Here is a 15635-nt window from a genome sequence, read left to right as displayed (position 1 = left end):
CGTACTGCGAAAGCTCGGTTATTCGGACATCGGTAACTTGGTTAGTAGAGAGGATCGGGGTATTAAACATAAAAGTATCTGGGTTAATTCCCAGTAGTCGGGACGATGGCGTTCCCCACAGAGAAATCTGTGTAGCCCGTAAAATCGGCTCTGCCAAGGGCAGTGGAAACGTGGAAACCCTGCTTGTGGAAACATTTTTCGACCATGAGTATCAGGGAAGAATCCCCCAGCTTTTCATGAAAACGAGCGATAGCGTTGTTTTCATAGCTGTGGGGAGTACGTCAAGCTTATTAATCGTTAATGGGTAATTGGTGAAGTACCAATTACCCATCATCATCTGTTCTCAACAAATATATTTTGATAAAGATGCGATTTATCGCGTCTCTACAATTAAGGTTTGGGAGAGAAAAATCTGCGGTTTAGATACTGCAAGGTATCTAGCTAAAGTGAAGTTGATTAAATTAAGAATCTTGGTGGCTTAAGTTTGGGGACTGTTAATTAACAACAAAAGTCAAGTAAGATGCTGATCTGAAACCTTGATATTAGAAGCATCTCATTTGTGGTAACACACTCTAGTGGCATGATTAATCAACGTCCCCCAAAGTTTATCGTATCTGGGCTGAGTCTGAGTATATTTGTCTTACTCGGTAGCATAGATTTGCCTGTGGTGGCAACAGCTGTGGAAGATACACAACTAGTAGATGAGTTTAAATATGGCTCGTCGAATCTTACAGAAATTGCCATTACGAAACAATTCTCTCGGCTTCCGGTGGGAGATCAACTAATTTTGTCACAAAAATTTCCTCCACCACAGGATGTCCAACCACCAACACCTCCTACTTTACCATCACCCCAGCCGCCCCAACCCCTACCACCACCAGCCGAATTACTCCAGCCTGATACCCCGGATACCCAACAAGAGCAACCACCAGAGAATATTCCTCAAACTATTACTGTAGAAAGGTTTGAAGTTTTAGGTAGCACTGTATTTAGTCAAGAAGAATTAGCGAAGGTAACGGAGAATTTTACTAACAGACCCATTACTTTAGCAGAATTGTTTCAAGCACGCTCAAAAATTACCGAACTATACGTCAACAAGGGTTACATAACTTCCGGTGCTTACATCCCTCCCCAGACAATTCAGTCTGGTGTGATTAAAATTCAGGTGGTGGAAGGGAGTTTAGAAGACATTCAAATTACTGGGACACAGCGACTCAATCCTAATTATGTCCGTAGTCGTTTAGCGATCGCCACTTCACCCCCATTAAATCGAGAGAAGTTATTAGCAGCATTACAACTGTTGCAACTTAATCCTTTAATTGATAACTTGTCAGCCGATTTATCTGCCGGGGTACGTCCTGGGACAAGTTTGCTACAAGTTAAAATCAAGGAAGCTAGAACCTTTCACACCCAAATAGCTTTAGATAATGGCCGTTCACCTAGTGTGGGTAGTTTTCGTCGTCGTATCCAAGTTAATGAAGCTAATTTACTAGGTTTAGGGGATGGTTTGAGTTTAGCTTATACTAATACCGATGGTAGCAATACTTTTGATACTAGCTACACATTACCTGTAAATCCCCGCAATGGCACACTGAGCTTGAGTTTTGGGACGGCTGCTAGCAATGTCATTGAAGAACCTTTTAATATTCTCGATATTCAATCCTCTTCTCGTTACTACGAGGTGACATTTCGCCAACCTTTAATTGAAACTCCTAGCCAACAATTTGCTTTGGGATTAACAGCTTCCCGCCGGGAAAGCGAAGCGAGTTATGTAGAGGGTTTAAGATTACCTTTTCCCGCCTTGGGTGCTGATGACGAGGGACGGACACGCATATCTGCATTACGCTTTTTCCAAGAATGGACAACTCGCAATAGTCGCCAAGTCATTGCCTTGCGATCGCAATTTAATCTCGGTCTAGGTGTATTGAATGCTACTGTCAATAATAATGCTCCTGATAGCAGGTTTTTCTCTTGGCAGGGACAAGCACAATGGGCAAGGCTACTAGCACCAGAAACTTTACTCATTGTCCGTGCTAATACTCAAATAGCCTCTCGCAGTCTGTTACCTTTAGAGCAGTTTGGTGTAGGTGGACTAGATAGTGTGCGGGGTTATCGCCAAGATTTTTTGCTGGCTGATAATGGTGCTGTAGCTGGTGCAGAAGTACAAATACCAATTCTGCGCTTATCTCAAGCTGATGGTTTGTTACAAGTTATCCCCTTTGCTGAATTTGGGGTGGTGTGGAATAATTCCCGCACCAATCCCGATCCTAACACCTTAGCATCAGTGGGTTTGGGTTTACGCTGGTCACAAGGCGATCGCTTTAGTGCGCGTCTTGATTGGGGTATTCCCTTGGTATCTGTTGATTCCGAAGAAAGAACCTGGCAGGAAAATGGATTATATTTTTCTGTGCTTTATAATCCTTTTTAATACTTGATATGACTTCTCAACTAAGCCCTTAAAGATAGACATCTCTCCCTATAGTTTTTTTTCCCATACTCAGAAGATTGTTGTTGTTTCCTCCAAGCTTTGGGAGGTAAGCCATGATGCTGGCGAAATTGGCGGGAAAAATGGCAGGCGTTTTGATAACCTAATGCTGTAGAAATCTGCTCAATTGTCTTGTTGGTGTTTTTGAGTAAAGGACGAGCTGCGGCCATGCGACGCTGAAGAATCCAACCGTTGACGGTATCTCCAGTTTCCTTAGCAACTCTATTTGTTAAGTAAGCAGGTGAATAACCCACGGCATCAGCTACATCTGATAAAGTAATTCCCTCATGATAATGAAGCTCTATATAATCAAAAACTTCCTTAAGTTGAGGTGTGGTAGGGAAAACAAACTCAGGCTCAACACCTAACGAGTCAGAAAGTTGCTGAGATTTCGCCGCATACCAGTACCTCAAAAAAGCCTGCTTCTCTAATCTAATTGCGATCGCTTTGAGTATCTCCTCTATGGTAGAGGGTTTAGTAATATAATCATCTGCTCCCAATTCCATCCCTTTCCGAACAGCCGTCTTATCATGGCTACCCGTGAGAAAAATAAAAGGGATAATTGCTGTGAGAGGATCTTGCCGTAGCGCATTTAAAACGGCGTATCCATCCATATCAGGCATGATAATATCACAGATGATTAAATCAGGTAAATATTTTTGTGCCTGCTGAATCCCCACAAAACCATTTTCAGCACCTATTGTTTCAAAACCTTCAGTCTCCAGAATCGTTAAAAACAGATCACGGGTATCAGCTTCATCTTCAATTACCAGAATTTTTATTGATGATTCGTGGGTCATTTTTCCATTACCAGGAGTGGTGGCCGGGAATTTTTAAGTCAAAAATTTTTAAGTAATTTATTATTTAGTTAATACATGATATCAAACAAAGTAGATTCAAAAGTTTCATTAGTAATTATAATTTAGATTATAAATAACAAACTTGTTTTTTACTTATATGCAACAGATGTTAATAAGTAATTACGTTTGCTGATTACAAATTGCTCCTTATTCATTTCCGGTTAAAAAGTAACTACATTGATCAGTATGAATAAACTATGTATTTATCAATAGAATTTGTATTTTAATATTTTTTTATAACTCGCATTGTAGAACTGTAATTACGAAGTATCTATATCATATATTGATTTTTGATTTTAGTTTATTTAAGACGGATTAAACTACATCATAAGATGCCCAGTCATCTGTCATGAGGAGTAGCTTTTTCTGATCATCTGTCTCAGTGTTGATCAGCCATCTACCATAAGAAGTAGAAAAGGTTAAGTTTGCTTGTATTATGGTATACAATTTAATAAGTAATTAAGTCATGAGTAATGGGATTTACTTTATCAGTAAAACTAGATTAAACATAATTTGACATTAGATATAGATTGGAGGAGTCATAACTGCCAATCTATCAAAACAGTTAGAAAAATTTTTAATTCTTTTGTTCATACAATGGTAAAATTAATTGTTTTTATAAGCAGCCTGTGTATTAGGCATAAGAATATAATTACAAATCACAAATTTAAAAAAAGAAAAAAGAGATACATCTATCAAAAGAATAATCATATATATACTGCTCAAGATTGAGTAATCTTAGCAAAGAAGCTGCTTCTGCAAAACAGTTCATCTTTAGGGGTTGGATTAACTAGATAATTATTAAGCAAATAAAAATGCTGACTAGTTAAATTCACCCCTATTTTCAATAACTATTTGTAGAGATGTGCTAATTTACCTTTGCTGTAGTGTCAATAAAATCTCAAATAGGCATCGGTCAACTAGTATTCAGTATAAGTTTGCCGCAATATTAACGTATCACGCATCTACCACGGACACCTGAGTCCATCTTCTTTGCTCATTTCATACCGTAACTACAAGCAGACAAAACAATTACCAAAACACTATTTTCAACAATTTGGCAATACACTGTAATTCTTTGTAATGTCATAGTTGAAATCAATTGATCTGACCAATTTTTATTTGCAAGTCTTTCACAAAAGGCTACAAGTTTCATCATCAGGGAACGCTATGTATCAACAAAATGCAAATTACAATTCACAGAATGTCAAGAAAATCAACAACGAGCAAATAGAACAAATTATCAAAGCAATCATCGCCGGGAAGTATTCCTGGGCTTGTGTTTTACTGCTGCGATTCTCCGGCTACAACCCAATGGAATACATCCCGTACCGCACTTATATTCGATTACTCAAAAATAATTGCTTAGGGAATACAAAGAAGGTTAAACAATCAGATACTCAAGAAGTTTTTCAGATGCAATCGGGCTGGATACAAAATAAAAACATGGGCTTGACAAACTAAAACCCTAGCACCCTATTAGGGGCAGGGGGCAGGGGTAGACAGGGGAAGGGAGACAGGGGAGACAAGGGAGACAAGGGAGACAAGGAGAGAAGTCTGAGCGGAGGTTTCCTCCGATGGCTTCGCCAACGCCAAGGGCGAACAGAACTTCGGGGAGACAAGCAAGAAATATTTACCCCAATGCCCAATGCCCCATGCCCAATGCCCAATGCCCAATACCCAATTACGAATTACGAATTACGAATTACGGATTACGAATTACGATTATGTATCCAGTTAGTGCGATGAATATGACACGTCTGCAACCTATCTTGAGAGAGATTGTCTGGCAGAAAAAACAAGAAGTAGCCCAACTACATCAACAGATGTCTTTGGCTTCCCTACAACGTCAGTTAACAGCTGCGCCAACGGTGCGAGACTTTCTAATTGCTTTACAACAAAACCCCCATAAACCCAGCTTGATCGCAGAAATACAAAAAGCATCACCCAGTCATGGTATCATCCGTACAGACTTTGATCCCATTGCGATCGCGCAGGCTTATGAGCATGGGGGAGCAGCTTGTATTTCAGTAATTACTGATAGGTGTTTTTTTCACGGTAGCTTCGATATTTTGCGTATTCTTCGCAAACGCATCTCATTACCCTTACTCTGCAAAGAATTTATTATTGATCCTTGCCAAATTTATTTAGCAAGAGCCGCCGGTGCAGATGCAGTCATCCTCATCGCCTCTATTCTCACTGATAGAGAATTACAAGACTTTTTACGGATCATTCACTATTTGGGGATGAATGCTTTAGTAGAAGTACATACCCTAGGAGAACTAGATCGGGTACTCACTCTGCAAGACCTTCGCTTGATTAACATTAACAACCAAAACCTTGCAGACTTTAGCATTGATCTTACCACTACTCAAAACCTCCTAGCAGCCAGGCGATCGCAACTGCAAAGTTTAGGTGTAACGGTAGTTGTGGAATCTGGGTTGTATGCACACGGGGACTTATCTTTAGTTGCTCAAGCCGGTGCTAATGCAGTCTTGGTAGGAGAATCTTTAATTAAGGAGACAGACATCAAACAAGCTGTACATCGTTTACTTACAGGGTTGTAATACCAATTTTGGATTTTGGATTAAAAGCCTAGATTCTTAGCCTATTCCAGAATCTCGAAATAATACTACCTATCCCAATTCGGTATAACAGACAAAAAATTTTTCTCCCTCATCAGGAATGATCTCAAAACAAACTGTAGTAATCATTACTTATCTCAGCGAAACCATAACCCCTGGTTAACCCAGGGGTTTTTATTTGGTTAGTCAACACTCAAAAATACCCTAAATCCTTAAGTAATATAAAGAATCGAGAAACTTAGTAAAAATCTCTGTAGTCTAAAAGAACATCAATCTCCGTAGAACTTACGCAAGTGTCACAAAAAATCAAGTTTTCTGTTTGTAGTAAGGGCTTTAGCCCTTATTTTGAGGACTAAAGTCCTCACTACAAACTTAAAATAATATGTTAGTTGCGTAAGTCCTGAGCTTTATATTTAATATCAATTTTTAGGTAAAGCAAGATGAAGTGGCACAATTGGTCATTACATCAAAAATTAATTCTCAGTACATTGTTAACTTGGGCGTGGTTGACTCCCAGCTTTGCCCAAACAGATAAACCGCTTACTCGTGCTGAAGTCTATAAACTGATCCCCAAAGTTAATTTACTCCTGCATAACCGCACTCAACGAGCTGCACAAAAAAATGATGTCATAGTGCCTAGAGATGCAGTACAAACCGGAATCAATTCAGAAGCACAATTATTTTTTAATGATAAATCCCTGATTCGGGTAGATCAAAAAACTACCTTTCTGTTTGAGCCTGGGTTGCGTCGCTTTAAATTGCCCAATCTGATTGCTTTAGGTGAAATTATACCAAACGTAGAGAATGGCAGAGCTTTAATTTTAAGTCCACCGGGCAGTGTGGTGGCAGTGGTAGAAACACCACAAAGTCAGATTAGAATCCTCTCAGGAGATTGTGCGATCGCGGAGAATCAAAATACTCCCAACATTGAATTAACTGAAAATAATCGTCTCTGTAAACCAGCCCCAAAAGCTACTGCCGTAATGGTAGCTCATAATCACGAAACCAACACAACTCAAGTGTTTGCCCTGACTGATGGAGGCATTAATATTTCTGATGCTCAAGATAAAAAAACAGTCGCCTTAAAAGGTGGTCAAACAGTAGCCATTAGAAATGGTATACTCGGAAATCCCCAAGAATTTGACTTACCAGCCTTTTATAAAAATATTTCCTTGGCGGCTGGTTTAGGGCCAGGACAAGAAACATTATTAGCTCAAGAATCAGCCCCAGTTCAAGAAACACTCAAAGCAATTAGAATCGAAACTTTAGCCGCACTTAAAAATCAATCTCGCAGATTTAAAGGCTTTAGCAGGACATTTCTCTCTGATGCTCTCAATGGTACAGAAGGAGATTTAAATCCTCGTCCTAACCTGTCAGTAAGAATTACTAACCCTGAAGTTGTCACCGGGACATACTATAAAACATCAGAAAACACCGCTATTTTTTACCCTGATAATAATCCCAATGCTCCTACAAATATTACAGTAGATTTTGACAACAAAACTATCACAATTGATGGTAATACAGGAGTCTCTAATAATGTGGGATTAAGCGGCAATAATGCTAGAGGTTCAGTCATCGATGCTAATGGTCGCATCACCGAACTAGAAGTCATTGGAGTTAACGGTGAAAGACCACAATATGATGTTGGCTATCGGGGAACTTTAACAACTGGTGTCAGACGCGGCCGCTAGTTAAAAAGCCAGGGAGAAAAGGGCAGAGGATATTTTACACCAATGCCAAATTTTTAATATTGAATTTATTTATCAGGTGTGAGGAAGATGGTTAATAAAATGGCTTTATTGCTGCTATCAGGAGCAGTATTTTTGGGTGTAAATACACTAGCTTTGGCAGAAGAATCTCAAATAATTGATCAAGATATAGATTTAGATAAACAATTACCTGAAAACTCAGCTAGGGTAACATCAGTATCACAATTATCAGATGTACAACCGAGTGATTGGGCTTTTGTCGCCTTACAATCTTTAGTAGAAAGATATGGAGTGATAGCAGGTTATCCCGACAGCACATTTAAAGGCAACCGTGCCATGACTCGCTACGAATTTGCTGCCGGATTAAATGCTGTATTAACTAAAATAGATGAATTAATCACGGCTGGAGTTACAGATAAAGTTAGAGAACCGGATTTAGAAATAGTCCAAAAATTAACAGAAGAATTTGCTGGAGAATTACGCACCCTTAGAGGCAGAATAGATACTTTAGAAGCACGTACCGCTAACATTGAAGCTCAACAATTTTCCACCACTGTTATATTAGGAGGACAAACCATCTTAGGGTTAGCAGGGGGTTTTGGTGGAAATCGTCCCGGAGATGGAGAAGCTAACCCAATTTTTACTTATCTGACACAAATACAATTAGTATCTTCCTTTACAGGTAAAGATAGATTTAGATTAGCCTTAGTCAGTGGGAATGCTGCTAATGATAGCTTTGGTAACTCCACAGCCTTTAACACCAATATGGCGTTTTTAGCTTGGCAAGCCAATTATGACAATCAAGTGAGGCTAGATTCTCTAGAATATCGCGTTGCGGCATTAGGCGATCGCGCCGTTCTTACTTTCAAACCTGTAGGCTTTAGTTTAAGTAGTGTCCTCAGTGTCAATTCACCCTACGCCGACGCAGGACAAGGCGCAATTTCTGCCTTTGGTGGTTCAACTTCCATCTTTAAAATTGGTCGCCTCGATGCAGGTTTAGGTTTTGACTGGTTAATGTCTGACCAAATGCGGCTACAATTCGCCTACGGTACAAGAAATAGCAACGATAGCACTCAGGGTTTAGTGGGTGCAGACAATAGCGCATTGGGAGTACAGTTATTATACAAGCCCAGCGCATCGTTAATTACTGGTTTAGCCTACGTCAATGCTTACTCAAGTGATGGTAGATTAGATACAGGTACAGGTAGTAATAATGCTGATACATCGGGCAGCATCAACGAACCATCACAGATTCATGGCTTAAATGCCAGCCTACGATGGCAACTCAATGATCAATTAGTCCTCGGTGCTTGGGGTGGCATTGTTGTTACAGACTCCCTGAAATCTGATGCCGTCACTCTCAGCAGCACCTACACCGCTTCTTTAGGTATATATGACCCCTTCGGTAGAAAAGGAGACTTATTAGGCTTCATCTACGGGCAACCACTCAAACTAAATAACGGCGTTGCAGTTGCAGAGGTAGATACTGGCAATTCAACTCACTACGAAGTATTTTACCGTTATTTAGTTAACAATAATATCTCTATCACTCCCGGCTTTTTTATTGTCACCGACCCGGATCATTTTTCTCCAAACAATGATATTTTTATCGGTACTATTCGTACTACCTTCACTTTTTAAGCAGTCTCAACAAGCCCTAAAAAACCGGGTTTCTGAACGAAAGATTAAGGTTTTAAGCTGAGAGATTTGCAAGAAACCCGGTTTTTAACCGAGGTGCAAGATGTGTGTTAATAATACGTGAGTTCGAGCAATTTTAAAAACCCCTCTCCAAACCTCTCCCCTGCAAGGAGAGAGGCTTAAAAACCCGTTGAGCTTTCAAGATATTTAAGCCCCTCTCCGCGTCGGAGCGAAAAGTCTGTAGCTTGCTACTCTCCGAGAACGCTACGCGAACCCGCAGGGTGCGGAGGTTTCCTCCGTACAGAACTTTTCAAGAGAGAGGGGTTGGGGAGAGGTCATCGAACTCACGTTAATAATGATTGCCAGATTTGCGGTGATGCACGGCTGTCACGCCGTCTTGATTTAACACTTTGCCATTCTCCACAGTGGCATACACTAACCAATGATCCCCTGATTCCATACGGTTCTGCACTGAACATTCTAAGTATGCTAGGGCATCTTTTAATAGGGGACTGCCGTTAGTTGCTTCTTCAGTATCGACACCAGCAAATCTGTCTTGTGCAGGGCTGAAGGGTTTGAGAAAGTGCTTCATCAATCCCAAATGATTGCCTTCTTTGAGGACGTTGAGGACAAATTTATTACCTGAGTGTGTTAGTGATTCTACTGCCCTATCTTTAGCCACAGCAATAGTTAAACCGGGAGGATTAAAGCTGGCTTGAGATACCCAGGAGGCTAACATCGCACTGGATATATCTCCTTGTTTGGCGGTGAGAACACACAGTGAACCAACAATGCGCCCCACTGCTTGTTCGACGTTGGTGGCGGGTTGACTGGTGGCGCGGACTTTTTTAGCTTTCTTGAGGGCTTGGGCAAAGTCTGTTCCGGCTTCTTCACACAATTGTAAAGTTGCTTCGTCAGGTTTGAATTTGACGCGGATGGTGTCGAAGCCGAAGCGATAACCAGCGTCTTTGAGTCGGTTTTCAATTAAATCGACGGCTTCCCCACTCCAACCAAATGAACCAAATACACCAGCTAGTTTATTGTTAGTGGCAGTAGATAATACAATGCCTAATGCTGTTTGTACTGGTGTAGGTGCATGACCTCCCAAAGTTGGTGAACCCATGACAAAGCCAGCCGACTTTTCTACAGCCGCCCGAATTTCTTCAGGCTCGGTAAATTCGCAGTTAATTGATTCTACCGCGACACCGGCTTTAGTGATTCCCCGTGCGATCGCCTGCGCTAAGGTAGCTGTATTTCCATAGGCAGAAGCATAAATTAATGCAACTGTCAAGTCTGCTGAGGCTTGTTGTTGAATCCACTCTCGATAAGCGTGAGTCAGTTCAATTAAGGCGTAGCGAACTATCGGCCCGTGTCCGGTGGCGTACATCCGTGCGGGTACATCAGCGAGTTTATCGAGGGCGGTGTCTACTTGTTTGGCGTGGGGGGCAATCACACAATCAAAATAATAGCGGCGGTCTTCATTAATGGACTGCCAACCTTCATCAAATACCTGATCACCGCAAATATGGGCTGCAAATAGTTTATCTGAATAGAGAATTTCTGTTTGGGGGTCATAGGTGCAGAGGGCATCTGCATAGCGGGGGTTGGGTGTGGGGATAAATTGTAAATGATGACCTTTGCCTAAATCTAGGGTTTCATCCCCCCGCATGACGAGAATGGGCAAATCTTGATTTTCTAACGCTCCCCGCAAGTTAATCGCCCCTGGGTTAGAACAGACGAAAGTAATTTGGGGTGCTACTTCCAACAAAGCTTTTAAGGTAGCAGCGCGGTTGGGGTTAACATGACCGAGAATGACATAATCAATGGTCGTGACATCAAATCGTTGCTGTAAAGCCTCCAGGTAAATTTCGGTGAAAGTTTCCCCTGGTGGGTCAATTAGTGCGACTTGATCACCTTGAATTAAATAAGAATTAGCAGTTGTACCCTTAGCTAGAGCATATTCAATTTCAAATCTTAACCTTGCCCAACTGCGCGATCGCACAATTGTGGTATCTGTGGCAATGGGCATTACTTGAATGTCGCGCGGTTTAGTTAGTGGCATCGTAAGTCACTTGTTTTAAAAGTATTTTATACCTGTTGCCTGTTCCCTTTCATTGATTTAAATCTCTAGTCCCTATATTTCCTGATAACATAATTTAAATAATTAAACGTAAAGACAGATATCATTTTTCGATACAATCAATAATCCGCGCTTCCTCATTCAAACTATTATGCTCAATCCCAATCTGGAAGATATCCAGCTAACTAAAGACGACTACGAACGCTATTCCCGTCACCTCATTTTGCCGGAGGTGGGAGTAGAAGGGCAAAAACGGCTGAAAGCTGCCAGTGTATTATGTATCGGTACAGGTGGACTAGGTTCACCACTACTGTTATATTTAGCAGCCGCAGGTATCGGCCGCATTGGTATCGTTGATTTCGATGTTGTGGATACTTCCAACCTGCAACGCCAAGTTATTCACGGTACATCCTGGGTAGGTAAACCCAAGATTGAATCAGCAAAAAATCGTATTCACGAGATTAACCCCTATTGTCAAGTTGATCTCTACGAAACCCGTCTCAGTTCGGAAAATGCCCTAGATATCATCAGACCTTATGATATTGTTGTCGATGGTACAGATAACTTCCCCACAAGATATCTAGTTAACGACGCTTGCGTATTATTAAACAAACCCAACGTCTACGGTTCAATTTTCCGCTTTGAAGGACAAGCAACTGTATTTAACTACGAAGACGGGCCAAACTACCGCGATTTATACCCAGAACCACCACCACCAGGAATGGTTCCTTCCTGTGCAGAAGGTGGAGTATTAGGGATTCTGCCAGGGATGATTGGTGTGATTCAAGCCACAGAAACCGTTAAAATTATTCTGGGCAATGGTAATACTTTAAGTGGCAGACTGTTGTTATACAATGCCCTTGATATGAAATTCCGGGAGTTAAAACTGCGTCCTAACCCCATTCGTCCAGTGATTGAAAAGCTAATAGACTACGAACAATTCTGTGGTATTCCCCAAGCCAAAGCAGCCGAGGCGCAACAGCAACAAGATATGCAAGAAATGACTGTAACTCAGTTGAAGGAATTACTTGATAGTGGTGCAAAGGATTTTGTGCTGCTAGATGTGCGTAACCCCCACGAGTACGACATTGCTAAAATTCCTGGTTCAGTATTAGTACCTTTACCAGAAATTGAAAACGGTAACGGTGTGGATAAAGTCAAAGAATTACTCAACGGTCATCGTTTAATTGCTCATTGTAAAATGGGTGGGCGATCGGCTAAAGCTCTAGCTATCCTTAAAGAAGCGGGTATTGTGGGTACAAATGTCAAAGGTGGGATCACTGCTTGGAGTCGAGAAGTAGATCCTTCAGTTCCTGAGTACTAAAGTTAGGTAGGGTGTGTGACGCTGCCAAAGTTTTTCAACGTAGTCATGAGACTGATAGCGTCACGCACCAATCATCAATTGTGACACTTGCATAAGTACTCTTTATATCTGACTTTTCATGTTATTTGGAAAAGTTAACGTAAAACCTAACCCCTTCCCTAGTAGGCAAGGGGGAATATGTAGAGACGTTGCATGCAACGTCTCTACATCATTTATTTGGCGCAACTTCATAGATAATTGGTATTACGCCTAACACAACGGCAATATTGCAGGAGAAAAATCCACACTGTAATTTGCCTCCCCTACATATCACATATACTTTTGATCAAAGTTACCACCAAACGCGATCGCCTTTTTCGTCTACCCTCGCTTGACGAATTACATCAGAAATTTCTTCCGCATCTTTGACATGATGCAGTGCTTTTTTTTCACCATCGGGATATTCAACTACAAAATAAGTTGGTACTGTAATTTGATCACCTGTGATATCAGGTACATCTACAGCAACTTGTTTGGCTTTCTCTTCAATAGACTGAGGTTCTTCAGCAATTCTATCTCCTGGGTTGGCTGTTAAGTTCCTTTCTTTCACATTTGCTTCTTCCCTGGAGTGCCAATCTTCACTGACTGGTTGTCTAATTTCTTCGGATTGATTATTTTGATTTTCTAATTCTTTAGTCATGATGATTTCCACAGTTAAATTTTATGTATTTACTAACACAATGTAGGAAATTACATGACTAATTAGTTCTTTCTTGGGAAAGAGTTTATTCACTAATTCTTAATTACATCTCTGAAGTTATATCTCAGTCTCTAACTATGAGAAACTTAGATATAACTATGGGTTTATTTCTTGATTTCAAAAGGTGTATATTTACCTCCTAAAGCCTCTACAATGGTGCGGGTATTTGCTACCATCATTTTGATATACGAGTCGGCATTACTTCCTGCTGCACCAATAGAGTCAGAATAAAGTTCATTGGGTGCAAGTTTCACGCCAGCTTCTTGAGCAACGGTTGTAATTAAAGCTGGGTTAATTGTAGTTTCCGCAAAAATTGCCGGCACACCGATTTTTTTAATAGATTCTACTAATTGCTGTACTGTTTGCGCGCTTGGTTGTTCTTCGGTGCTAATGCCAATTAATGTGCCTGCGATCGCAATTCCGTAAGTTCGGCCATAATATTGAAAAGCGTCGTGAGTTGTTACCAGTTGGCGATTTTTGGCGGGTATGGTTTGGATTTGTTGATTAATCCAACTATGCAACTGTTGTAACTCTTGTGTCAGTTGCGCCGCATTTTGGGTAAATTTATCTTTATCTTCCGGTGATAACTCTATTAAAGCATCTCGAATGGCGTTAACCATTGCGATCGCATTTTCTGCACTCCCCCAAACGTGAGGATCTGGGACAATTTCACCTTTGCCTTTATCTAACTCTAATGACTTCACCACTTCCCCGACAGCTAACCTGCGCGCCTTCCCACCAGCCGCATTCATTAACTTAATGATTCCCGGTTCTAAGTTATAGCCGTTATACAAAATCAAATCAGCTTCTTCTAAAAATCGGCTGTCTGCCGGCACTGGTTCGTATACATGAGGATCTGCACCAGGTTGCAAAATTCCCTGGAGTTGAATTTCTTCCCCCCCAACTTCCCCTGCTAAATTGGCAATGACTGTACTCGTTGCTACTACTTTCGGCTTGCCATCGGTAACAAAGGGAGTACGGTTAGAGTTAGCTTGTGTACATCCATGTATCAAAAGTCCTACAACTACCCCTAATACCGCCTTACCCCAATATCTCGCTTTTGAATGAGTAATTGCTGCCATAAACTTGTTATCTTGGTTTTCATATTTTTCTCATTTTTTACGGTACAGTATTTTCATAATCTTTTCATTTTTTAGTTGTAGTCTCGGAAATGACACCATGAAAACCGCTAATTCTTCCCTAGAAGCAAATTCCCATCTAGTTGGGTTTAATACCATGACAGCCAGCAGCAACATTAACATTGCCCATCTAGGGGTACACTATCGTACACAAGAAGCCTTGCGGGATATTAATTGTATTGTCAAAGCGGGACGACTAACGGGCATTTTTGGCCCTAACGGTGCGGGTAAAAGTACCTTAATGAAAGGGATGCTGGGTTTAGTTCCTTTGAGTAGTGGCAGAGTGTTGTATCAAGGTAAACCATTGATGCAGCAATTAGAGCAAGTCGCCTATGTTCCCCAGCGTAGTCAAATTGACTGGACTTATCCCGCCACCGTTTGGGATGTAGTCATGATGGGAAGAGTCAAGAAAACAGGATGGTTACGTAGTTTCTCTGGTGTGAGTCGTCAGGTAGCAAAGAATGCCTTAGAAAGAGTAGGAATGATAGAATTATGCGATCGCCCCATAGGACAATTATCAGGGGGACAACAGCAACGAGTATTTTTAGCCCGTGCCTTAGCGCAACAAGCCGAAATTTTTTGTTTTGATGAACCATTTGTAGGTATAGATCAAAAAACCCAAGCTGTAATTTTCGATGTCTTTCATGAATTAGCGACAGCTAATAAAATTGTCTTGGTAGTTAACCATGATTTAGGCGAATCTATCAGCCACTTTGATGATTTAGTCTTACTCAACCGCGAACTAATCGCCACAGGTGCAAGACAACAGGTACTCACACCAGAAAATTTGCGTCTAGCTTATGGTGGGAAGGTGATGTATTTTTCTGACGCAGCATAGAGATGAGGGAGAAGGGGGCAGGGGAGATAAGGGAGCAGGGGAGACAAGGGAGACAAGGGAGACAAGGGAGACAAGGGAGACAAGGGAGACAAGGGAGACAAGGGAGACAAGGGAGATTTTACCCCAATGCCCAATGCCCCATGCCCCATGCCCCATGCCCCATCCCCAGTCTTGCCAAATTTAACCCTCAACAATTACACTGAAATTAATCAGCTTATCAGGGTTTATACTCATC

General features: G+C 41.2%; 13 protein-coding genes. 9 read left to right on the top strand and 4 right to left on the bottom strand.

The genetic code is table 11. The features are described from left to right. The first annotated feature begins 311 nt into the window (after positions 1-311). Complete coding sequence (locus ACPZ3T_RS20365) at positions 312-482, top strand: hypothetical protein (protein ID WP_490271265.1); 171 nt, start codon at positions 312-314, stop codon at positions 480-482. A 98-nt stretch (positions 483-580) separates the two neighbouring features. Next, the gene (locus ACPZ3T_RS20360; RefSeq protein WP_490277295.1) at positions 581-2428 is read left to right on the top strand and encodes a ShlB/FhaC/HecB family hemolysin secretion/activation protein; all 1848 of its coding nucleotides are present in this window, start codon (positions 581-583) and stop codon (positions 2426-2428) included. A 20-nt stretch (positions 2429-2448) separates the two neighbouring features. Here ACPZ3T_RS20360 and ACPZ3T_RS20355 read toward each other — a convergent pair whose 3' ends face one another. Next, complete coding sequence (locus ACPZ3T_RS20355) at positions 2449-3285, bottom strand: response regulator (RefSeq protein ID WP_490271264.1); 837 nt, start codon at positions 3283-3285, stop codon at positions 2449-2451. A 1230-nt stretch (positions 3286-4515) separates the two neighbouring features. Between ACPZ3T_RS20355 and ACPZ3T_RS20350 the strand changes: the two genes are divergently transcribed. The 4 genes from ACPZ3T_RS20350 (at position 4516) to ACPZ3T_RS20335 (ending at position 9283) form a co-directional block, all read left to right on the top strand. After that, positions 4516-4809: a HetP family heterocyst commitment protein gene (locus tag ACPZ3T_RS20350; RefSeq protein WP_490271263.1), complete on the top strand. Its 294-nt coding sequence runs from the start codon at positions 4516-4518 to the stop codon at positions 4807-4809. 263 nt (positions 4810-5072) lie between these two features. Next, complete coding sequence (gene trpC / locus ACPZ3T_RS20345; protein ID WP_490277294.1) at positions 5073-5912, top strand: indole-3-glycerol phosphate synthase TrpC; 840 nt, start codon at positions 5073-5075, stop codon at positions 5910-5912. 458 nt (positions 5913-6370) lie between these two features. After that, positions 6371-7624 carry a FecR family protein gene (locus ACPZ3T_RS20340; RefSeq protein WP_490271262.1) on the top strand — a complete coding sequence of 418 codons (1254 nt, stop codon included), beginning with the start codon at positions 6371-6373 and terminating at the stop codon, positions 7622-7624. An 87-nt stretch (positions 7625-7711) separates the two neighbouring features. Next, positions 7712-9283 (top strand): iron uptake porin, encoded by a 1572-nt coding sequence (locus ACPZ3T_RS20335; protein WP_490271261.1) that lies wholly within the window; start codon positions 7712-7714, stop codon positions 9281-9283. A gap of 346 nt (positions 9284-9629) precedes the next feature. Here ACPZ3T_RS20335 and ACPZ3T_RS20330 read toward each other — a convergent pair whose 3' ends face one another. Further along, positions 9630-11342: a flavin reductase gene (locus ACPZ3T_RS20330; protein ID WP_490271260.1), complete on the bottom strand. Its 1713-nt coding sequence runs from the start codon at positions 11340-11342 to the stop codon at positions 9630-9632. Between the two features lie 169 nt (positions 11343-11511). Between ACPZ3T_RS20330 and moeB the strand changes: the two genes are divergently transcribed. After that, positions 11512-12684, top strand: a complete 1173-nt coding sequence (gene moeB / locus ACPZ3T_RS20325) for a molybdopterin-synthase adenylyltransferase MoeB (RefSeq protein WP_490271259.1) — start codon at positions 11512-11514, stop codon at positions 12682-12684. Between the two features lie 331 nt (positions 12685-13015). On the opposite strand, the gene ACPZ3T_RS20320 is transcribed toward moeB, so the two are convergent. Continuing rightward, positions 13016-13363 (bottom strand): hypothetical protein, encoded by a 348-nt coding sequence (locus tag ACPZ3T_RS20320; protein ID WP_490271258.1) that lies wholly within the window; start codon positions 13361-13363, stop codon positions 13016-13018. Between the two features lie 164 nt (positions 13364-13527). Further along, positions 13528-14505, bottom strand: coding sequence for a metal ABC transporter substrate-binding protein (locus ACPZ3T_RS20315; protein WP_490271257.1), 978 nt, complete (start codon positions 14503-14505; stop codon positions 13528-13530). Positions 14506-14602: 97 nt separating this feature from the next. On the opposite strand from ACPZ3T_RS20315, the gene ACPZ3T_RS20310 reads away from it, so the two are divergent. Continuing rightward, positions 14603-15400: a metal ABC transporter ATP-binding protein gene (locus ACPZ3T_RS20310; protein WP_490271256.1), complete on the top strand. Its 798-nt coding sequence runs from the start codon at positions 14603-14605 to the stop codon at positions 15398-15400. 2 nt (positions 15401-15402) lie between these two features. Continuing rightward, positions 15403-15603 (top strand): hypothetical protein, encoded by a 201-nt coding sequence (locus ACPZ3T_RS20305; protein WP_490271255.1) that lies wholly within the window; start codon positions 15403-15405, stop codon positions 15601-15603. Positions 15604-15635: the final 32 nt, after the last annotated feature.

The organism is Aliinostoc maniaoense (assembly GCF_058172895.1).
This window is presented reverse-complemented; position numbering and strand designations above follow the sequence as displayed.